This window comes from Alcaligenes sp. GCM10023179 (genome assembly GCF_042653705.1).
In the GTDB taxonomy this organism is placed as follows: Bacteria; Pseudomonadota; Gammaproteobacteria; order Burkholderiales; family Burkholderiaceae_B; genus Alcaligenes; species Alcaligenes phenolicus.
The window spans coordinates 17996-40418 of sequence record NZ_JBHSIQ010000007.1 but is presented as its reverse complement, the minus strand read 5'-3'; the positions used below and the strand labels follow the sequence as shown (position 1 = coordinate 40418).

General features: G+C 56.7%; 16 protein-coding genes. 10 read left to right on the top strand and 6 right to left on the bottom strand.

Annotation, left to right across the window (positions count from 1 at the left end; genetic code table 11):
• Positions 1-25 precede the first annotated feature (25 nt).
• The 6 genes from ACFPDR_RS18860 to ACFPDR_RS18835 all read right to left on the bottom strand — a co-directional run bounded on the left by ACFPDR_RS18860 (position 26) and on the right by ACFPDR_RS18835 (position 7350).
• Positions 26-1144 (bottom strand): retention module-containing protein, encoded by a 1119-nt coding sequence (locus ACFPDR_RS18860; RefSeq protein WP_376911760.1) that lies wholly within the window; start codon positions 1142-1144, stop codon positions 26-28.
• Positions 1145-1319: 175 nt separating this feature from the next.
• The gene (locus ACFPDR_RS18855) at positions 1320-1934 is read right to left on the bottom strand and encodes a response regulator transcription factor (protein ID WP_035269588.1); all 615 of its coding nucleotides are present in this window, start codon (positions 1932-1934) and stop codon (positions 1320-1322) included.
• A 108-nt stretch (positions 1935-2042) separates the two neighbouring features.
• Complete coding sequence (locus ACFPDR_RS18850; RefSeq protein ID WP_230940577.1) at positions 2043-3329, bottom strand: HlyD family type I secretion periplasmic adaptor subunit; 1287 nt, start codon at positions 3327-3329, stop codon at positions 2043-2045.
• Positions 3330-3400: 71 nt separating this feature from the next.
• Positions 3401-5590, bottom strand: a complete 2190-nt coding sequence (locus ACFPDR_RS18845; protein ID WP_026484846.1) for a type I secretion system permease/ATPase — start codon at positions 5588-5590, stop codon at positions 3401-3403.
• Positions 5568-5789, bottom strand: coding sequence for a hypothetical protein (locus ACFPDR_RS18840; protein WP_022983326.1), 222 nt, complete (start codon positions 5787-5789; stop codon positions 5568-5570). The genes ACFPDR_RS18845 and ACFPDR_RS18840 overlap by 23 nt, the downstream gene beginning before the upstream one ends.
• A gap of 43 nt (positions 5790-5832) precedes the next feature.
• Entirely contained in the window at positions 5833-7350 is a 1518-nt protein-coding gene (locus ACFPDR_RS18835; protein ID WP_080747981.1) for a TolC family outer membrane protein, read from the bottom strand.
• An 849-nt stretch (positions 7351-8199) separates the two neighbouring features.
• Between ACFPDR_RS18835 and ACFPDR_RS18830 the strand changes: the two genes are divergently transcribed.
• The 10 genes from ACFPDR_RS18830 (at position 8200) to ACFPDR_RS18785 (ending at position 22423) form a co-directional block, all read left to right on the top strand.
• Entirely contained in the window at positions 8200-9627 is a 1428-nt protein-coding gene (locus ACFPDR_RS18830; protein ID WP_083055327.1) for an NAD-dependent succinate-semialdehyde dehydrogenase, read from the top strand.
• Between the two features lie 106 nt (positions 9628-9733).
• Entirely contained in the window at positions 9734-10387 is a 654-nt protein-coding gene (locus tag ACFPDR_RS18825; protein ID WP_083055325.1) for a TetR/AcrR family transcriptional regulator, read from the top strand.
• 212 nt (positions 10388-10599) lie between these two features.
• Positions 10600-12945 carry an acyl-CoA dehydrogenase gene (locus tag ACFPDR_RS18820; RefSeq protein WP_026484842.1) on the top strand — a complete coding sequence of 782 codons (2346 nt, stop codon included), beginning with the start codon at positions 10600-10602 and terminating at the stop codon, positions 12943-12945.
• A complete protein-coding gene (locus ACFPDR_RS18815) occupies positions 12942-14237 on the top strand; it encodes an acetyl-CoA C-acetyltransferase (protein ID WP_022983329.1) in 1296 nt (431 codons plus the stop codon). The genes ACFPDR_RS18820 and ACFPDR_RS18815 overlap by 4 nt, the downstream gene beginning before the upstream one ends.
• Entirely contained in the window at positions 14234-16177 is a 1944-nt protein-coding gene (locus ACFPDR_RS18810; RefSeq protein ID WP_302357840.1) for a 3-hydroxyacyl-CoA dehydrogenase NAD-binding domain-containing protein, read from the top strand. Before ACFPDR_RS18815 ends, ACFPDR_RS18810 begins: the two co-directional genes overlap by 4 nt.
• 125 nt (positions 16178-16302) lie before the next feature.
• Positions 16303-17628: an OmpP1/FadL family transporter gene (locus tag ACFPDR_RS18805; RefSeq protein ID WP_137431141.1), complete on the top strand. Its 1326-nt coding sequence runs from the start codon at positions 16303-16305 to the stop codon at positions 17626-17628.
• Positions 17629-17637: 9 nt separating this feature from the next.
• Positions 17638-18156, top strand: a complete 519-nt coding sequence (locus ACFPDR_RS18800; RefSeq protein ID WP_026484839.1) for a DUF4442 domain-containing protein — start codon at positions 17638-17640, stop codon at positions 18154-18156.
• Positions 18157-18175: 19 nt separating this feature from the next.
• Positions 18176-18748: a chalcone isomerase family protein gene (locus ACFPDR_RS18795; protein WP_026484838.1), complete on the top strand. Its 573-nt coding sequence runs from the start codon at positions 18176-18178 to the stop codon at positions 18746-18748.
• A 23-nt stretch (positions 18749-18771) separates the two neighbouring features.
• Positions 18772-20436: an AMP-binding protein gene (locus tag ACFPDR_RS18790; protein WP_035269577.1), complete on the top strand. Its 1665-nt coding sequence runs from the start codon at positions 18772-18774 to the stop codon at positions 20434-20436.
• Between the two features lie 154 nt (positions 20437-20590).
• The gene (locus ACFPDR_RS18785) at positions 20591-22423 is read left to right on the top strand and encodes an assimilatory sulfite reductase (NADPH) flavoprotein subunit (protein WP_302357838.1); all 1833 of its coding nucleotides are present in this window, start codon (positions 20591-20593) and stop codon (positions 22421-22423) included.

The window sequence follows — 22423 nt, the reverse complement described above, 5'->3', positions numbered from 1 at the left end:
TCAGACTCGGACTCAGCCTTATTGATCACGTCATCGCCCGCAATGGTGTCGATCGTGATCGAAGCTTCAGGCAGGTCGGTATCGACACCGTAGCCGCGGTCAGCTTCAGCCGAAGCGGGGTTGNGTCGTTGTTGACCAGTTCGGAACCAGGAACGTCCACGCTCCAGGTCTTGCCGTCCGGGTTGACGGTGGTTTCGTATTCTTTACCTCCGACGGTCACAGTGACCTTGTCGCCAGGTTTGACGTCTTTACCAACCGTACCAGTAATAGTTACATCACCTTCGGACTCTTCCTTATTGATGACGCCGTCTTCAGTAATGGAATCGATGGTGATTTCAGCTTCTGGGGGCAGCGTGTCGACCGTGGTCGTGTCTTCGCCGCCGTTACCTGGGGTGCCAACTTCGTTGGTGTAGCTACCGTCAGGCACTTTGACGGTGATTTCACCTTCGTAGTTCGGTGGGGGAACCAGCGTTCCGGTCCAGGTCTTGGGATCTTTGTTGTCTGGTGTCAGACCTTCGATGCGACCGCCGCCGGTGACCACGATATCTTCGATATCAAAGCCAAATGGCACTTCAGTAAATGTGAAGGTAACGGTGCCGTCGTCATTGATCTTGACAGTAACGGAGGGAGGAACCAGAGGACCGGCCTCTTCTTCGCCAGTACCGCTGTAGCCACCCAGGCGCACGTTTTCAACGGTGGGCACGCCAGGACGTGGGTATTCCAGGGCCAGAGGGCGTGTGGTTTCCACAATGCTGACCAGGCGGGTGAAGCTGCTGCCACCGCCTTCGCCACCACCGGTCAATACGGCAGCGGTTGGGTCAAGTTGGGAGAATGGGTCATCGCCAGCTTCCAGAGCGGCCAACACAGCCGTAATGGCTGGGTCGTTCGGGTTGGCCAGAGCAGCGGCTACTGGGTCCACATCGGTTTCTGCGATATCGCCGCTGACCAGGAAGGAGCGGTTATCGGAAATGGTCATCGATGGGCTGCCAGGGATCTCAAGCTCGACGCTGGCGCCGGTCTCGGTGATGATCTCGGCATTAACAGGGACGCGCATCCCTTCTTTGACAGCTACTTTGGAGCCATCGGCGGTACGGATCCATGCCGTACCTTCAACTCGTGTCACTAAAACAGTATCCAGTGCCATGACTGTCTGATTCCTAAAAAAAGACTGCCGCCAAGCAGCAGTCAGAAATGGACTTTCTTTGATCAGAGAATAGCGAGTTGGTCCGCTAGTCGATATTGGCGTCGCCGCCAGTTCGCTGTTTTATTTATTGTTATTGACCTTACTTAACAATACGAACGGGACGGCGAGCAGGGGTTTAGGCTATGCCGTGTACTTTTAGCGCCAACATCAAACGATCTGTTACATCCAGCTTTTCAAAAACCGCCTGCAGATGGGCGCGAACCGTTCTCTCGGTGATGCCCAGGTCCTTTGCGATCAGCTGATTGGAGTGGCCCAGCGAGGCGCGTTGCGCAACCTCGACTTCACGACTGGTCAGGGTACTTTCCCAGCCCGCCTTGGGTTCCAGACGACGGGTAACGTCGCTAAGCAAACGGCTCAGCAAGGACTCCCCAACCCAAACCTGCCCACTAGCCACGTGGTCCAGCGCCTGCACCAGCAAAGGCGACGAGCTGTAGGCGTGAATGTAACCACGAGCCCCCAGGGCCAGTACGGCCTGACCTTCGCTATCCAAAGGACGTGGGCTGGCGACAATAATCTTCATGCCCTGCACAGCCTTGGACCATTGGGGATGATTCCACAAAGCCAGGGCACTATCGACCACCACCAGATCACGCTGCTGTTGTTTCCAACGCAATAAATCGTCCATGCCCTGCCCTCTGGCGGGCAGCCAGGTGACCGAATCCAGATGACGCCAATGCTGCCACAACGCCTCATCGGCAGTCAGAAATAAAACCGAATTTACTTGTCGCATACCGCTTTTCCCTTACTGGTAACACGAGCTATATGCCATCAGCTCTTGGTCTGACTCGGGTGTTACACCTCTATCGTCAGCGCTACTCCCCCAACGGACCAATCAGCCTTAACGCTCTCTGAATGCGTTGGATCTGGCCCTGAGAATAGGTTTGAGTAAGTACTGCATAACAGTCCGCTTGCCAGTCATGATGTGCACTTCGGCCACCATACCGGGCAAGATTGGACGGTTATCGTCACCGACATACACCGTGTCCGTACGTACTTTAGCTATATAGAATGAATTGCCTTTTTCATCGGTAATGGTGTCGGCACTGGTCTGTTCCAGCACACCGGGCAAGCCGCCATAAACAGCAAAGTCATAGGCGGTGAATTTGACCTCGGCAGTCTGGCCTGAGTGCAGAAACCCGATATCGCGCGGATTAATACGCACTTCCAACAGCAGGGTGTCGTCAGTAGGCACGATTTCCAGAATGTCTTTACCGGGCTGCACCACGCCGCCGACCGTATTGGCAGACAGGGTCTTGATGGTGCCGCGCACGGGCGAGCGCACTTCAGCCAGGCGCACACGGTCGGCCAGGGCACGTTGGCCTTGCTCCAGGGAAGCCAGCTTGGCACGTGTTTCAGCCAGTTCGGTACGGGCCTGATTGCGGAAGGTAATTTCCACCTCGCCAATCCGGTTCTGGGCTTCCTGAATCGAGGCCTGAATACGGCTGATCTGTGCCGTGGCCGCTTTTTGCTCACCGCAGTAACGAGCCACATCACGCTGCAGGCGCAGCAAATCCACTTCGGACACCGCCCCACTTTTGAGCAAAGGACGTGTCATTTGCAATTCTTGCGAGGTCAGCCCGCAACTGGACGCGGCCTGATCACGATTGGCCTGCGTCTCACGCAATTCTTGTTGACGCTGGTTCAGCTGTTCCTGAGCCACCGAAATATTGGAGCGCAGCTCTTCGGTACGAGCCTGCCAGACGCGGCGTTCCATTTCTGCCAGATCAGGGGCTTTTTCCAGCACTTCACTGGGCATATCAAAGGGCTGATCGGCAGCAATCGCTTCCAGTCGAGCTGCCTTGGCCATCAAGGACAAGGACTCGGCTTCGTTCTCGCCCAAGGAGGACGAGGCACGGGTAGGATCGATACGCAACAGCACTTCGCCCGCTTCCACGGACTGGCCAGGACGCACCAGAATTTCTTCCACCACACCGCCGTCCAGACTTTGCACAATCTGGACCTGGCGAGATGGCACAACCTTGCCCTCGCCACGCACCACTTCATCAATGCTGGCAAAACTGGCCCAGACAATCAGCAGGCTGATGGCCAGCAAGGTCAACCAGATCAGCAGCGTGGAACCCCGTACATCTTGGTAACGAGCCGTCCACGATGCGTTTTTGAGCATATTGCTACCAGGAGGTGGGGAATTGGTGTCCTGGAGTTGCGCACGCACCCAATTGGTCAGGTTCTTTATTTTCATGCTGCACTCCGGGCCTTACCAATCTGCCCACTACGCAAGGCGGCAATGACCTGATCCTTAGGACCATCCGCCACAATACGCCCCATATCCATCACGATCAGGCGATCCACCAGCTCCAGCAAGGCGGTGCGGTGGGTCACCAGCACAACTGTCTTGCCCTCACATTCTTTATGCAGGCTGCGACGCAGGGCTGATTCGCTCTGGTTATCCATATTGCTGCTGGGTTCATCCAGCAACAGAATGGACGGGTTACCGATCAAGGCACGAGCCACAGCGATAGCCTGACGCTGACCACCCGAGAGGGATTCGCCGCGTTCGCCAATCATCATGTCGTAGCCATCAGGATGGCGTCGTGCGAAATCATCCACCCCGGCCTGACGAGCCGCTGCCAACATTTGATCGTCAGTTGCGTAAGGCGTGCCCATCAGCAAATTGTGTTTCAAAGTGCCATAGAACAGCGTGGGGTCCTGCGAGACATAGCCCATGGAGCGACGCACGTCTGCCGGGTCAATCTGCTGGCTATCAATTCCGTCCAGCACAACGGTGCCGCCCGTCGGTTTGTACAGACCCAGGATCAGCTTGGACAAGGTGGTTTTGCCGGAGCCAATACGGCCGATAATCCCTATCTTCTCGCCAGCCTTCAAGGAAAAACTGACCTTATCCAGCACGTTCTGATTAGTGCCGGGATAGCTGAAACTAACGTTGCGGAACTCGATAGAGCCTTCCAGATAAGGGCGTGGCACAAAGTGACGCTCTTCAGGATGCTCTACCGGCATATTCATGTACGAATCCACCGAACCCAGGGAGGTACGGGCATTCTGATACTGCATCATCAAGCCAGCCACCTGCCCCAAAGGAGCCAGGCAACGGCCTGCAATCATGGAGGAAGCAATAATGCCCCCCATGGACAATTTGGTTTCCTGAACCAGATACACCCCGATAATCACCACGCTGATGGTGACCATCTGCTGCAGCATCTGCACCGTGTTTACGGTCAGGGTGGAAGTCATCTTGATGCGCGCACCCTGACGAGCCAGGTACTCGGTGGACTGCTCCCAATCGCGCTGCGCATTGCTTTGCGCATTCAGGACCTTCAAGGTTTCCATACCAGCCAGGGATTCGACCAGGCCGGCGTTACGCTGGGCAGCAGCCTGGAAGGTCTGTTTGGTCAGACGTTCCATACGTGCCTGAGCAAACCAGGAAATACCCAGGATGATCACAATGGCCACAACGGGCGGGATCAGCATCCAGGGCGAGATCCAGGCCAGCACAGCCAAAAACAGCAGCACAAATGGCAAATCGACCAGTGTCGTCAAACTGGCCGAAGCGATAAAGTCGCGCACCGATTCAAAAGAGCGCAGATTGGCAGCAAAAGAGCCCACCGACGGCGGTCGGTTCTCCATGCGCAAGTCCAGCACCCGCTCCATAATCCGCGCAGACAACTGAATATCCACCCGTTTGCTGGCAGCATCAACTACATAGGCTCGCACACTGGAGAGCACCATGTTCATGACCAGCACCAGCCCAATCCCAATCGACAGCACCCACAGGGTTTCAATCGCTTTGTTGGGAACCACCCGGTCGTACACGTTCATGGTGTAGAGCGGAATGGCCAGCGCAAACAGGTTGATCAGCAAGGCAGCGCCAATGGCGTCGCGATACAGACGCCAGTTTTGCACTACGGCTGTCCAGAACCAGTGCTTGCCCTTCATGGGGGCCACACCATCTTTGGCACGCGCTTCGACGCGGAAATCCGGCTGCACCACAGCCAACAGCCCGGAGTACTGCGCTTGCAGATCTTCCAGGCTGATTTCGCTGGGGCTACCACTTTCCGGGAAATGCACCCGGGCACGTTCTTCTTCCAGCCCCAGCAACACACATGCCCGGTTATTGTTCAGCAACAAAATAACCGGGAACAGATTGGTGTCGAGTTCGGTAAAGGCGCGACGCCATACTCGGGCCGTGCAATGACCACGCGCGGCCGCTCGACTGAGCAAGGCAGGCGTCAAACGCCCACGCTGCAAAGGCAAGCCTGCAGACAAGTGCTGCGGCGTGCAAGGATTACCGTGGATACGGGTAATCTCTGCCAGGCAGGTCAGAAGAGGATCATCATGCGTCAGATGAGGCGGGATACTGTATTGCCCGCTTGCTTGTGTCGTGCTGTCAGATGAGTGGTTCATCGTCATTAATCAAATCCAGCGAATCCCGCAGGCGTTGACGGGTACGTTTGCGCTCGTTCAATTTGGCCAAGGCCTGGGGAGGCAGATCAGTCATACGAAGCACACCGTTAGCAACCAGTGCGTCAATCAAATCCTCCAGCACTCGGATAAAACTGGCATCCGAGACTGAAAGCTCTTGTTTGTAGTCATCTTCGTTCTGACTCATACGTGCCTCCCTTCACTATCCAATAACGCCAAGAAGCAGCTACTTACAGCCCGGCTGGTTTCTCGCGCAGGACTGGCGGAGCCATACCGTCGCGGTAATCAACAGAAACCGGGGTCAGGTTGCTGGTATCTGGAACAGGCGTCATACATGCCTTGAATGCCTCTTCGGGGAAGTCCAGCTTGGCGGCTTCTTCAGGCTGCTCCGAGTAAGGCTGGGACAGGCCAACTGCCGACACCAGACGGTGCGACAAGGTCAACCAACGGTATTCGGCTTGTTGCAGGTCGTAAGTGGCATTGGCCAGAGCGCGACGCGCATCAAACAGTTCGTTTTCCGTATCCAGCAAGTCCAGCAAGGAGCGCTGACCGATCTGGAACTGCTGCATGTAAGCAACGCGAACCTTGGACGTAGCCAGTTCGTGTTGTTTCAGGAATGGCAACTGAGCACGCAGGCGCTCGATGTTGTTCCAGGCCACGGCCAGATCCTGCTGTACGTTGCGGCAGGTGTAATCGCGCACGTCGCGGGCAGCGTACTGCTGAGCTGTGGTTTGACGGATGCGAGCAGCATCGGCACCACCACGGAACAGGTTGTACGACAGCATCAACTGCACGTTGCTGCTTTGCGAGTTGCGGTATGCGGAACCGGGAGGATCATTCTTGTCCTTGCCTGTCGCAGCACGGAATTCCAAAGTAGGCGACATGCGGCCTTGAGCCACGTGTTTGCCCGACTCAGCAGCTTGATACAAAGCCTGCTTGGCCAAAATCACGGGGCTGGTGCGCAAGGATGGCAAGAAGTCGGTGGTATTGGCAGGAATCGACTCGCTCAGGCTAGGGGCCGCTTGCATGACTTCAGGAGCAGCCACACCCACAATGCGACGGTAGCGTTGCAGCACGTCGTTCAGGTTGCCGGCCTCGGTCATCATGTTGCTTTGAGCCAGGGACTGGCGGCCATAAGCCTGTTCCAGGTCCACACCACGGCCCACGCCGGATGCCGAACGCTCCTGAATCTGGCTCAGGATGTTCATGTGCATGCCGTAGTTTTCACGGGCCAGCTTTTCCATTTCGCGGTAACGCAGCACATCAATGTGCGCGTTGGCCGCTTCCAGAGCCAGAGAATCTACCGAAGCCAGCAGCTCGTAGTAGGTAGCCAGTTTTTCGTAACCCAACTGACGAACCTGGTTGATCGAGGAGAAACCATCAAAAATCAACTGACGCAGTTGCAGGCTGTAGCCGCTGCGGGACCAGTCGGTAGACGGAGCACCGGAGGTGCTGCCACGCCACTCTTTGCCAACCCAACCCTGTGCATTGACCTCGGGCAACAAGGCGCCACGGCCAACGTTCTGACCTTCAAGCGCAGACTGGAAATCCTGGAAGCGAGCGCCAAGTTCAGGATTGGACATAATTGCCCGCTCAATACTGTCCTTGAAGCTCAAGCTGTTTTCCTGCTGGGCAAGCGCTGGTTGCGCCAGCAGTAGCGCTGTCAGCAGCGCACTTACCGTTAGAGTTTTCTTACCACGCACGTCGGCCTCCGTAAGATCCTGTGCCGCGTTCGCAACAGACGTCATTACGTCAGCGTTGCAACGCATTGCCAGATCAAATTTAAGTACAAAAATGAAAGAAGAATGGGTTCGGTGTGTCGCTCAAACAAAGCGAAAGAAACACCACCCGAGGGCCCAACACCTATGTATTGCACATGGGCTTTACATCTAAGACTGGTAAGTACATCGCCAGCCGCAGCAGTATGTTCATAATGGACCGGGGCAAGACAAGGCGGAGCTACAGGCTTCTGACCTGTATTCTTGGAGCATAACCTTGTGTCTGATTGTGACTTTTTACGTGACGCATAGTGAAACTCATCACGTAGATCACGGGACAAATTGTATCTTAGATTACAAGGAGCTTCGTGGACGACAATGTTAAAAATGATAAATAGCCCGTGATAAAAAAGGCAACAATACACTGAAATTAAACGATTTCGGGCGATTAGGCGCTTAAGCAATAACTGTTGCGCTTATCCCACGTGGCGCGATCGTTGGTAATAATCTACAAAAAACTTTCACCTTAATAAGCATTTAGGTTACATCAAGATAAAACCAGGTTATCACCAGGCGATAAAAATATTTTCATCGTTAAAAATATAACAATCGCTCACATTAAGAATGCTGCACTTGTAACGATTTCTTATTGCAGCTTGATGCCAGTTTTCATCTCTTTGTCAGGCCTTCAAAAAGAGATATGAAATCAAAAACTTATAACGGTTTCTTGAAGGGCTCCCTGTTTCGCGCCCGTTTGTAGCTTCTCTGAACAATCCGTTGCTGCAATATCCGCCGCCCACGCTTGTCCCGTTTCTGCTCGCCCGATACCATCGAACGGTACGTATTTAGTTAGCAACACAGACAACTTGGAGGCCGCTCATGTATCAACACCTGGCCCTGTATATCAATGGTCAATTTCTGGATGGACAAGGTCGCCAGACCCAGGCCGTCATCAATCCTGCCAATGGCAGCACCTTGGGCCAACTTCCGCTGGCATCCCAGGCGGATCTGGACGCGGCTCTGAACGCCGCCCAGGACGCGTTCAAAAGCTGGCGTCACAGCTCGCCCATGGATCGCAGCGCGATCCTGCGCAAGGTCGCGGAACTGTCGCGTGAACGCGCCCAGGAAATTGGCCGCAATCTGACACTGGACCAAGGCAAGCCCTTGGCCGAGGCGGTAGGCGAAATCATGTCCTGCGCGGACCATGCGGATTGGCACGCCGAGGAGTGCCGCCGTATTTATGGCCGCGTCATCCCCGCCCGCAACCCCAAAGTGCAGCAAATGGTTCTGCGCGAGCCCATCGGGGTCTGCGCCGCCTTTACGCCCTGGAACTTTCCCTACAACCAGGCCATTCGCAAGATCTGCGCGGCTATCGGTGCTGGGTGCACGATTATTCTGAAAGGCCCCGAGGACTCCCCCAGTGCGGTCATGGCTATTGCCCAAGCCTTTCATGATGCGGGCCTGCCTCCGGGTGTACTAAATATTGTCTGGGGTGTGCCACAGGAGGTGTCGGACTACCTGATCCGCTCGCCCATCGTGCGTAAAGTCTCCTTTACCGGATCTGTACCTGTAGGCAAGCAACTGGCTGCACTGGCCGGTGCCCATATGAAACGCATCACCATGGAATTGGGCGGTCACTCGCCTGTGCTGGTCCTGCCTGATGCCGATGTAGCCCGCGCTGCTCGTCAGCTGGCTCGTTTCAAAATTCGCAATGCTGGTCAGGTGTGCATTTCGCCCACGCGTTTTTATATCCACGACGACATCTACACTGCATTTGTGGACCGCTTCACCGAGGAGCTGGCCAATGTAAAAGTGGGCGATGGTCTGGACCCGGATACGCAAATGGGGCCCTTGGCTCACGAGCGCCGCCTGCCCATGATGCAAAAGTTTGTCGACAACGCCCGCTCTCTGGGTGGCAAAGTGTTGCTGGGAGGAGAACAGATCAAGCGCGATGGTTTCTTTTTCTCGCCCACAGTGCTGACGGATTTGCCCGACGATGCACTGGTCATGACCGAAGAGCCATTTGGCCCCATCGCCCCCTTGACGCGCTACAGCGATCTGGACGATGCCATCGCCCGTGCCAACAGCCTGCCCTACGGTTTGTCGGCCTATGCCTTTACACAATCCTTGCAAGACGCGCATCGACTGGGTACCGAACTGGAATCCGGTATGGTCAATATCAATCACTTCGGCAGTTCCCTGCCCGAGACTCCGTTTGGCGGCGTCAAGGACAGCGGCATTGGCAGCGAAGGCGGTGCCGAAACCTTTGACGGATACTTAGTCACCAAATTTGTGACCCAGATCTAAGACTGGCTCCTGGCCCCGCTTTGCGGGGCTAGGGTGAACCCCTACTGTACTAACTGCGCATTCCCGTTACATTATTCAAACACTCGTTTGAAATTAGGAAATAACGGTGAAACGCTCTGATCGGACACAGTCCGCCATTCTCGATGCAGCCGAACATCTTTTTGCGCTGTATGGCCACGAAAATACCTCCATGCGCCAGATTACGGCGCAAGCCAAGGTGAACCTGTCGGCTGTCAATTATCACTTTGGCAGTAAAGACGGACTGACACAGGCCGTGTTCCAGCGCCGCCTGAACAGCATCAATCAAGAGCGCCTGGAAAAACTGGCGTTTTATCGCCAGCAAGCCGGTGAAGGTCCGTTGAAAGCATCCCAGGTGGTGGATGCCTTTTTTGGCCCACTGATCCGCCTGGCGGGTTCAGGCAACGGCGCCCCACGCTCGTTTATTCCTTTGCCGGGGCAGGACCGCCCGGCGCCGCAGGATTTCATTCAGTCCATCTGTTGGGACGAACAAGTCGCCATCTTCCTGCCCTTCAAGCAGGCTTTGCATGAAGCTCTGCCTACCGTGCCTGAAGAAGAAATCATCTGGCGATTCCATTTCATGCTGGGTGCCACCTCTTATGCCTTGATGGGCACCCAATCACTGCGTCGGGCTTTGCAATTACCCCTTAGCGACAGCCCGGAAAGTGAGCAACAACTGCAACAGCGCTTGATGAGTTTCCTGCTGGGTGGATTACGAGCTCCTTTACCCACCAGCACCTGAGCTGAACGGCCCTGACCACCAAGCTACACCACGGTGAACCGCGCCCCTCTCTTAAGGGCAGCAAGTCGAAGGTGCAGCATGAGGGGGTTTTACCGCCGGGTCGCTCCCAAAGCTCGGCGCCCCCGGTAAAAAGTGCCCCCTCGGGGGGCAACAAGCCGAAGGCGCAGCGTGGGGGCCTTCTTCTTTTTTTTCTGAGCTAGTCCGGAGTTGCTATGTTTGTGACCTTGCTATTGATAGTGCTAGTGCTTGGCTGCGTCTACGTTCTCAAAAACCGGAATCTACGCACCAAGTGGCTAAGCCGCCCAATCTACCGCGCCTTTTCCAGCGTTCTGCCTGCCATGTCCCAAACCGAGCGCGATGCGCTGGAAGCAGGTACGGTCTGGTGGGAAAGTGAGCTGTTTCGCGGCAAACCCAACTGGAATACCCTGAGCTCTTATCCGGCCTACCGGCTCACCGATGAAGAGCGCCAGTTCATGGACAATGAAGTCAATGTGGCTTGCGCCATGATTGACGACTGGCAAGTCAGCCAGGAAGACTTCGATATGCCTGCCGAGGTCTGGAACTACCTGAAAGAAAACCGCTTCTTCAGCCTGATTATTCCCAAGGAATACGGCGGTCGCGGTTTTTCGGCGCAAGCGCACTCGGCGGTTGTCGCCAAGCTCTCCACCCGTAACTCGGCCTTGTCCGTCTCGGTCATGGTGCCCAACTCGCTGGGCCCGGCAGAACTGCTGCTGCACTACGGTACCGACGAGCAGAAACAACACTATCTGCCCCGCTTGGCTGATGGCCGTGACATCCCCGCTTTCGCACTGACCAGCCCTTGGGCCGGTTCGGACGCCGCCTCCATTCCTGACGTAGGGATTGTCTGCAAAGGCGAATGGGAAGGCCAGGAAGTGCTGGGCATGCGCGTCACCTGGGACAAACGCTACATCACCCTGGCTCCAGTTTGCACCTTGTTGGGTCTGGCCTTCCGCCTATATGACCCGGACGGTTTGCTGGGTGGCGAAAAAGACATTGGCATTACCTGCGCCCTGGTTCCAAGCGACCACCCCGGCGTTGATACCGGTCGCCGTCACTTCCCCCTGAATGCCATGTTCATGAACGGCCCCACCCGTGGCAAAGACGTGTTCATGCCGCTGGAGTTCATCATTGGTGGCCCCGCCATGGCTGGCCAGGGCTGGCGCATGTTGATGGAATGTCTGGCTGCTGGCCGCTCCATCTCTTTACCCTCTTCCTTTACTGGCATGGCCAAACTGACCAGCCGCGCCGTGGGCGGTTACTCCGCCGTCCGTACCCAGTTCCGCAGCGCCATCAGTAAATTTGAAGGTGTGGAAGAAGCACTGGCTCGCATTGCCGGCCATACCTATGCGATGGATGCCGCCCGCACCATGACGGCTGCTGCCGTGGACCTGGGCGAGAAACCTTCCGTGGTCTCGGCCATCGTCAAATACCATGTGACCGAGCGTGGTCGTATTGTGGTAAATGACGGTATGGACGTCATTGGTGGTAAAGGTATTTGTCTTGGCCCATCAAACTTCCTGGGCCGTGCTTACCAACAGATCCCCGTCGGTATTACGGTGGAAGGCGCCAATATTCTGACGCGCAGCCTGATCATCTTTGGCCAAGGCGCGATTCGTTGCCATCCTTTCATTCTGGAAGAGATGACAGCTGCACTGAACCCTGACCGCGAAGCCGGTTTGCGTAAATTTGACCAGGCTTTCTGGGCACACATCCGCTACACACTGGCCAATACAGGCCGCTCCTTCTGGCTGGGCCTGGGTGGCTGGCGCTTGCTAAGTGGCCCTACCGGCACCTCCAAGGCCATGCACACCTACTACAGCCAGGCCAGCCGTTACAGTGCCGCCTTCTCCTTGCTGGCCGACGCGTCCATGCTGGTTCTGGGTGGTTCCCTGAAAATGCGTGAGCGTCTGTCCTCGCGTCTGGGCGATGTGTTGTCCGAGCTGTACATGCTCAGCGCCGTACTCAAACGTTACCAGGACGAAGGCCGCCAGCAAGAAGATGCGCCTTTGGCTCACTGGGCGGCTCAAGACGCCTTGATGCGCGCTCAACATGCGCTGGACAAAGTACTGGAGAACTTCCCGAACCGTCCTTTGGCGGCCGTGCTGCGCTTCCTGGTCTTCCCTCTGGGTCTGCGCCGTCTGGGCCCTGATGACAAGCTGGACCACACTGTTGCCAAACTGTTGACCAAGCCCGGTGCCACTCGAGATCGCCTGACTTACGACACCTACTTGCCTGACGACGATATGGAACCCGTCGGTGCGATTGAAGCGGCCCTGCTGGCTTCGCTGAACACCCGCGATATTGACGCCAAAATCCGTCAGTTCGAGAAAAGCGGTCAATTGCAGGACAACCCCAAAGCCAACGTACGCGATCTGGCCGAAGCCGTCTTTCAGGCCGGTGGCATCACGGCTCAGGAATACGAGCAAATCCAGGCCCGCGACATCGTGCGCGATCGGGTTATTGCCGTTGATGATTTCCCCTTCGATTTGCGTCGGGAAAATCCTGCCGCTGAAGCCGCCAGTGGGAGCCAAGCATGAGTTTTCAACCGGTCTATATTATTGACGGCGCACGCAGCCCGTTTCTGAAAGCGCGCAATGCGCCCGGCCCCTTCTCTGCTGGAGATCTGGCCGTGCAAACGGGTCGCGAGCTGTTGCTGCGCCAACCCTTTGAGGCCCCGCAGCTAAGCGAGGTCATCCTGGGTTGCGCCGCCCCCTCGCCCGATGAAACCAATATCGGCCGGGTTCTGGGTCTGCGTCTGGGCACAGGTCACAAAGTGCCGGGCTGGACCGTGATGCGTAACTGCGCCTCGGGTATGCAGGCACTGGACTCGGGCGTACAGGCCATTCAAACCGGCCGCTCGGATCTGGTGCTGGCCGGTGGCGTAGATGCGCTGTCTCACGCCCCCATCCTGTTCAGCGACGACATGGTGCGCTGGCTGGCCACCTGGGGCAAAGCGCGTAGCCTGGGCGCACGCCTGAAAGCGCTGCGCAGTCTGCGTCTGTCCTATCTGAAACCAGTCATCGGCCTGCTTAAAGGGCTGACTGATCCCGTCGTTGGCCTGTCCATGGGGCAGACCGCTGAAATTCTGGCTCACGAGTTTGGTATCAGCCGTCAGGATATGGACGAGTTTGCGGCCCGCAGTCACCGTCTGGCTTTGCGTGCTCAACAAGAAAACGCTTTTGAAGAAATCGTGCCGTTAAGCGACACGCGCGGTAATAACTACCCACAAGATGATGGCGTACGCGAAGACTCCACGCCCGAGAAGCTGGCCAAGCTGCGCCCAGTCTTTGATCCGCCTTGGGGCAATATCACGGCCGGCAACAGCTCCCAAGTGACCGATGGCGCTGCCCTGCTGATTCTGGCCAGCGAAGCCGCCGTCAAGGAACATCAGCTCAAACCCATTGGCCGCATTGTGGATGCGCAATGGGCTGGTCTGGATCCGGCCACCATGGGCCTGGGCCCTGTTTTCGCCGCGACGCCTATTTTGGAGCGCAACCGTCTGGCCCTAAATGGCCCGGACTTGTGGGAAATCAACGAGGCTTTTGCAGCACAGGTACTAGCATGTCGTGCTGCATGGGACAACCAGGAGTGGTGCCAAAAGCATCTGGGTCGTGATGCTTTGGGTCTGCTGGATATGGACAAGCTCAATGTGGACGGTGGCGCCATTGCGATCGGCCACCCGGTGGGTGCCTCCGGAGCCCGAATTGTGCTGCATTGCTTGAATGCCCTGCGTCGTCGCAACTTGCGTCTGGGCATGGCCGCTATTTGTATTGGCGGCGGACAAGGCGGTGCCATGCTGATCGAATCGCTGCAAGGAACTGAATCATGATGCCCGTCGCTACCCTGGATTTGCAAAACTTCACGCTGTACACGGACGATCAGCAAATTGCCTGGCTGAAAATCGATTGCGTGGGCAGCTCGGTCAATAGACTCTCGGCAGCCGTTCTGCAGGAGCTGAACCAGGCACTGGATTACCTGGGCAGCCATCCTCCTAAAGCACTGATCATTTACTCCGGCAAAGCTGCCGGTTTTGTAGCCGGTGCGGACATTGACGAGTTTTCGGAACACAACAACAACCCTGAAAAGGGCTTGGCACTGGTCACACGCGGCTGGACCGTCTTCAACAAGCTGGCCAAGCAGAGCTACCCCACGTTGGCGCTGGTGCAGGGCCACTGCCTGGGCGGTGGTCTGGAGCTGGCCCTGGCATGCCGTTATTGCCTGGCCGTAGATCAGGACGATACACGCCTGGCTCTGCCTGAAGTGATGCTGGGTATTTTCCCCGGTTGGGGCGGCATGTTGCGCCTGCCTGAATATATAGGCCCTGCCGCCGCCATGGACTTGATGCTGAGCGGCAAAAGCGTGGATGCCCGCAAGGCCGCCCGTCTGGGTATGGTCGATGCCTGCGTTCCCGTCCGTCTGGCCAAGCAAGCTGCCATCAAACAGGTGCTCAGTGGCAAGAAGCCGCGTCGCGCCAAGGGTCTGCCACGCCTGATGAATACCAAGCTGCTACGCCCCCTGGTTGCTAATCAGGTACGCAAGCAGTTGGCAAAGCGCGATCCCTATCAGCACTATCAGGCGCCCCGTGCCATCCTGGAGATCTGGGAAAAGCACAACGGCAATGCCTTGAAGGCTCCCGAGCTGATCGAGCAAATCACCCGCTCGAACACCGCAGCCAATCTGCTGCGTGTCTTCCATTTGCAAGAGCGTCTGAAAAGCGTAGGCAAGCATTCGTCGACTCAGGAGATCACGCATATTCACGTGGTCGGTGCGGGTGTCATGGGAGGCGATATTGCCGCCGTATGTGCGCTGAAAGGCATGCGTGTGACGCTGCAGGATCAGGACCGCAAGCGTATCGCCCAGGCACAAGGTCGTGCCGCCAAGCTGTTCCAGCGCCGTCTCAAAGACCGCAGACTGGTACAAGCCGCCTTGGACCGATTGATCCCGGACCCGGACGGCCACGGCATCCCGTCGGCAGATCTGGTTCTGGAGGCCATCTTCGAGAACGCCGATGCCAAGCGCAGCCTGTACGCCACCATTGAGCCCTTGCTAAAGCCCGGTGCTGTGCTGGCAAGCAATACCTCCAGCCTCCCTTTATCCGAGCTCAGCCTGAACCTGATCAATCCGGAACGACTGGTAGGCATTCACTTCTTTAACCCGGTCTCTCGCATGCCCTTGGTTGAAGTGGTGGAAAGCGAGTTGCTGGCCCCGGAAGTGCGCAGCGTTGCCTACGCCTTTGTGAACCAGATTGGCAAGCTGCCCCTGCCCGTTAAAGACAGCCCCGGCTTTCTGGTCAATGCCGTGCTGGCTCCTTACATGCTGGAAGCCATGCGCTGCGTGGACGAGGGGCTAGACCCGGCCACCGTGGACAAAGCCATGCTGCAGTTCGGCATGCCCATGGGCCCGCTTGAATTGGCCGACACCGTGGGCCTGGATATTGCCCGTGATGCAGGTGCCCAATTAAGCCAGCAGGCGGCCATGCCAGCCTGCCTGAAAACCCATCTGGACCGCCAGGAACTGGGTCGCAAAACCGGCCAGGGTTTCTACACCTGGAAAGACGGCAAAGCCCAAAAATCTCCTGCGGGAACAGTCCCAAGCGGTCTGGCAGATCGCTTGATCAAACCACTTATCGAACAGACCGAACACCAGGTTCGCATCGGTGTTGTGGAGAACGACGATCTGGCCGATGCAGGCGTGATTTTCGGTACCGGCTTTGCGCCATTCAGAGGGGGCCCTCTGCATTACAAAGCAACACAAAAACAACGCAATTAGTTCGGATTGGCACAAATACCTATACGCCGATTGGCCTAGGTCATGCACCATAGAAAACAAACAGGTGTTTTAAAACTTGTCATAAGCCTCTGTCAGACGTCGCACCTATACCTTGGAGAAGAGACATGAAAAAGACGGTTGTAGCTTTGCGTACCATCCCCGCCTTGCTGATTCCTCTGGGAATGAGCATGGGAATGGGTCAAGCCCATGCGGCTGGTTTTAACTTGCTCGAACAAAATGCGAGCGGCCTGGGCAATGCCTACGCAGGCTCGGCCGCCATTGGTGACAATGCCAGCACGATCTACTTCAACCCGGCCGGCATGACCTTGTTGCCCGAGACCAACTTCTCGGCAGGTTTTAACGCGATTAAACCTACCTTCAAGTTCTCCGATAAAGGCAGTACCGACCCCCTGGCCCTGACAGGTGGCGCCAGCCGTCCCGCTACTGGCGGCTCAGGTGGTGATGCCGGTAAAGTCGCCGCCGTTCCCAATATTTATCTGTCCCATCAGCTCTCGCCCAAGTGGTGGGTGGGCCTGGGTATTGGTGTCCCGTTTGGTCTGACAACTGAATATGACGAAGGCTGGGTTGGCCGTTACCACTCTGAAAAATTTGCCATTGAAACCATCAACGTCAACCCGTCGGTGGCTTACAAAGTCAACGATCAGTTGTCCTTCGGTGTGGGTGTGAACTGGCTGCACATTGATGCGGACTACCGTCTGGCTACCCCGGTTGGTTATCACCCGGCTTTGGGTCCACTGGACATGGACACCCGCGTCAAGATGAAGGGCGACGCCTGGGGCTGGAATGCCGGTTTGCTGTACCAAATTACCCCCAGCACTCGTTTGGGCGTTTCCTATCGCTCGCAAATCAAGATCACGGCTGATGGCGACACCAAACTGCGTAACCGCAACGTGCCGGCTGGCATTCCTGCCCCCAACATCAATTGGGACGCAGAAGCCACCATCAAGCTGCCTGACACCGCCATTGTCAGCTTGGTGCACGACCTGAACTCGCGCTGGCAATTGCTGGCCGATGTGTCCTGGACAGGCTGGAGCAGCATCCCGCGTCTGACCATTGAAAACAGCGGCCCCGGTGCCAAGGATTCCGGTCTGGAACTGAAGTTCAAGGACGCATGGCGCGTCGCCCTGGGTGCGAACTACCACTACAACGAGCAGTGGACCTTCAAGGGTGGTATTGCTTGGGACCAATCCCCCGTTCGCGACAAGAACTACCGCCCAACCGCCCTGCCTGACAGCGATCGTTACTGGGTGTCCCTGGGTGCTCAGTATCGTGCCAGCAAGAACGCCACCTGGGATATCGGCTACACCCACTTGTTCCTGAAAAATACCGACATGAACAACAACACTGATCTGAAAGGTCGTGGTCTGACACGCGGTACTTACAAAAACAGTGGTGACATCCTGGGCGTGCAGTTCAGCTATCGCTTCTAAGGATGCACTATGGCCCGCAGTCGCCGCATGGAGCTGCTCGCACGCCTACCCCCCACATGGCGTGCGCGCTTTTTGCAGCTGGGCTTTAACTGGCACCCCGCCTTCCGGGCAACCGGCGGGCGGGTCCACAAAGTTTCAGCGAACTTGCAACACATCGTCGTACGCCTGCCATTGCGTCGTCGCACTCGCAACATCAATGGCTCTTTATTTGGCGGCTCCCTGTTTGCCATTACAGACGGCGTGCACGCCACCATGCTTCTGGCTGGGCTGCAACGCCATGTGATTGTCTGGGACAAGAATGCAGAGATTCAGTACCGCCGCCCCGGCTACCAAACTCTGTACGCCAATTTTCAAATCAATCCAGATGAACTGGACGCAATACGAGGACAGCTAGACCAATACCACGAGGCTGAAGCCACATTTACCGTGCAGATCCAGGACCCCGAAGGCCAGATCTACACCACGGTGGAACGCACCATCTATATCGCCGACGCCCACTTCTACAAGCAGAAATCACAATCACGCTAATTTGCCGGAGGACCGCTTCATGTTTACCCCCCGCTGTGCCGCCCTGATTTTAAGTCTGTCCCTGGGGCTACCCGCCGCCCAGGCCGCTACTGTTGCGAATGTCACCGTGCCAGACACGGTCACCGTCGAGCAGCAAAGCCTGAAACTGAATGGGGCAGGCCTGCGCAAGAAAGTTGTTTTTGATGTGTACGTCGCCGCCCTGTATACCGCTTCGCCTTCCCAGGATGCCGAGGCCATTATTCAATCCCCCGGACCACATCAGATCCGGCTGGTCCTCAAACGCGACCTGGATGCCCAAACCCTGATCGATGCCCTGAAAGACGGCATTCACAGCAACCTGACTGATCCTGAAAAACAAGAACTGGACCCGGTCATCAAGCAATTTGAAGACTTGATGCGCCAGGTGGGTGAAGCCAAGGAAGGCGACGTTGTGGTGCTGGACATGCACACCCCTCAGGTCAAGATCCTGTTCAACGACAAGACGCTGGGCGAGCTCTCTCACCCTGATCTGACCCCTGCTTTGTTGAAAATCTGGCTAGGCAAGAAGCCTGCCCAAGAATCGCTCAAAAAGGCCCTGCTGGGATTGTCTTGAACCTACACGCCTCGGAGCGCTTCATGGATAAAGTCTGGCTGCAGAACTACCCCGCCGGTATTCCTGCCACTATCGAAGATCAGGCCCAGCAGTACTCGTCCTTGCTGGATGTATTTGAACAAAGTTGTACCGAGTTCGCGCAGCGCACTGCCTATATCAGCATGGGCAAACGCATGAGCTACCGCGAACTGTCGACCAATGCCTTGGCCCTGGCCAGCTGGCTGCAAAGCCAAGGCGTGAAAAAAGGCGATCGTGTCGCCCTGATGATGCCCAATATGCTGCAGTACCCCATCAGTCTGTATGGGGTGTTGCGCAGTGGGGCCACCATTATCAATACCAACCCGCTGTATACCGCCCGTGAACTGCGCCACCAGCTGCAAGACAGTGGCGCGGAAACCATCATCATTGCGGAAAACTTTGCCCACGTGCTGCAGGAAATCCTGCACGAAACCCCCATCAAGCGAGTCATTGTGACCAGCGTGGGGGATTGTCTGGGCGGCTTCAAGGGCTGGCTGGTCAATCAAGTGGTGCGCCACATTAAAAAAGGTGTGCCTGCCTGGTCCTTGCCTGGCTCCGTCTCTTTCAAAGCCGTACTGGCTCAGGGCCGAGGCCGCGCACCGGCCCCGGTCAAGCTGACCCACGATGATATTGCCTGCCTGCAATACACCGGGGGCACGACGGGCGTTGCAAAAGGAGCCATCCTGACCCATGGCAATCTGGTTTCAAACCTGAGCCAGGCCCTGTCCTGGATTCGCCCTTATTTGAAAGAAGGCCAGATCGACTGCGTTGTTACTGCCCTGCCGCTCTACCATATCTTCGCTTTCACCGCGAACCTGCTGGTGTTTCTGCGTCTGGGTGCGGAGAACCTCTTGATCATTAACGCGCGCGACATTCCCTCCATGATCAAGGACATGTCCAAGCTGCGTTTTACTGCCATTACGGGGGTGAACACGCTCTTTAATGCCATGCTGAACAATGCCGAGTTCCGCAAGCTGGATTTCTCCTCGCTGCGCTTTACATTGGGTGGCGGTATGGCAGTGCAGGAAGTGGTCGCCAAGCGCTGGCTGGAAGCGACCGGCAAACCCCTGGCCCAGGCTTATGGACTGACTGAAACTTCACCAGCAGCCACGATCAATCCGCTGGATAAAAAAGAGTTCACCGGCTCAATCGGGCTGCCCGTTCCTTCTACCGACATACGCATACGCGACGAAAACCAGAACGACCTGCCGTTGGGCGAAACGGGCGAGCTATGCATTCGTGGGCCGCAAGTTACTCCCGGCTACTGGCAACGTCCCGATGAAACCGCCAAGGTCTTTGATCGCGACGGCTTTTTACGCACGGGCGATATTGGCTATATGGACGAGCAAGGTTATGTCTTCCTGCTGGATCGCAAAAAAGACATGATTCTGGTCTCGGGCTTTAACGTCTACCCCAATGAGGTGGAAGCGGTCGCCGCCCAGCACCCGGATATTGTCGAGGCCGCCGCCGTCGGTGTACCGGATGAAAAAGCAGGCGAAATCGTCAAGCTCTATGTCATCAGCCGTAATCCCGAGCTGACGGAAAAAGACGTGATTGCCTTTTGCCGCAAGGAGCTGACCGGCTACAAGGCCCCACGTATTGTCGAATTCCGCGACGATCTGCCCCGCACCAATGTGGGCAAAATCCTGCGTCGGGAACTGCGTCCATAACACGTATTTCGCACGCGCTTAGACCAAGATGAAAGGGGCTTATGCCCCTTTTTCATTAACCGGAGTATTCATAAACAAATAAGAATCGGATCGTTCGTAGCCCTGATACCGCTCTTTAGAATGGGACAAACTATTTATATAAGCGAGTGTCAGAATGCACGCCCTGTCCCGCCTCTCGGAGTCCAATCGCACGGCGATTGCTCAAATTACCGACGAGCTCGATCCGCTGTCCCTGAACTGGCTGTCCGGCTATCTCGCGGGTGTCGCGCAAGTGCGCCACACCGGCCTTCCCGCTCAAGCGCCTGTTTCTCCTGAACTGTCGTTGGTGCCCGCCACCGCTGCGCCCGCCCAACGACCTGCCACTATTGTGTTTGGCAGCCAGACAGGCAATGCCCAACGCGTCGCCGAAGCCTTTGCCCAACGCTGCGAAGCCGCCGGCATCCCCGTGCGCCTGCTGCGCGCCGATCGTTACCCCACGCGCGAGCTGAAAGAAGAGCGTCTGCTGTACGTCATTATCAGCACCCAGGGTGAAGGCGACCCGCCAGACGATTCCATCGCATTCTTCGAGTTCCTATCCGGCGCCCGTGCTCCCAAGCTGCCCGAGCTGAAATTCGGTGTGCTGGGTCTGGGTGATTCCAGCTATCCCCTGTTCTGTGGGATCGCGGAAAAGATTGATCAACGTCTGCTGGCGCTGGGTGCGGAACGCATTCTGGACGCAGGGCTGGCTGATCTGGATATTGATACGGTCGCCGCCCCCTGGCAGGACAAAGCCTTTGGTTTTCTGGAAACGGATCACAAGGCCCACGCCGCTGCGGCCGTTCCTGCCGCCCAATCCAGCAACGTTACGGTGCTGGAAACCCAGACCCGCAGCAGCTTCACCCGCGACAATCCATTCCAGGCCACCGTGCTGCAAAGCCAAAGCATTACGGGCCGCGACAGCACCCGCAACATCTATCACTACGAGTTGTCGCTGGAAGGCAGTGGCCTGAAGTACCAACCCGGTGATGCATTGGGTGTCTGGCCTACACAAAACGCCAAGCTGGTCGAAGCAGTTATCCAGACGTTGAAGCTGGACCCGCAAGAGACCGTCACCATTCAGGACAAGTCACACACGCTGCAAGAGTGGCTTAGCCATTACCGCGAGCTGACACAACTGACCAAACCTTTCCTGGTGGAACTGGCCAAGCGCAATAGCGATGCCGTGCTACAGACAGCCGTAGGCCCAGAAGGTTTGAGCACTTTGCAAGAGCTGCTGAAAACCCATCAAGTGCTGGACGTACTGGAGCGCTTCCCGGCCACCTGGAGCGCTGCCGAGCTGGTGCAAGCCTTGCGCCCTCTGGCACCCCGCATGTACTCCATCGCCTCCAGCCAGTCCGAGGTGGACGAAGAAGTACATCTGACCGTGGCCAATGTGCATTACCAATTCAACGAGCAGGATCGTTGGGGCGTGGCCTCCGACTATCTGGCCCGGCTGAACGAAGGCGATACCGTGCCTGTCTTTATCGACCCCAATACACGCTTCCGCCTGCCTGAAGATACCAGCCGTGACGTAATCATGATTGGTCCTGGCACCGGTGTAGCTCCTTTCCGCGCCTTTGTGCAGGAGCGCAGCGTTCAGGGTGGCGAAGGTCGCAACTGGCTGTTCTTTGGCAACCCGCACTTTCACTCCGATTTCCTCTACCAGACCGAATGGCAACGCGCCTTGCAGGACGGTCAGTTGCAACACCTGGATCTGGCCTTCTCGCGCGATCAGGAAAACAAGGTTTACGTCCAGCACCGCTTGCTGGAAAAAGCAGCCGAGGTCTATGCCTGGATTCAGGGCGGCGCCCACATTTATGTGTGCGGTGATGCCAATCAGATGGCCAAGGACGTACACCAGACCCTGCAGGAAATTGCCCGCCAGGAAGGTGGATTGGACGCAGACCAGGCTCGCAGCTGGTTGGAAGAACTCTCGGCGCAGGGCCGCTACGCCCGCGACGTTTACTGA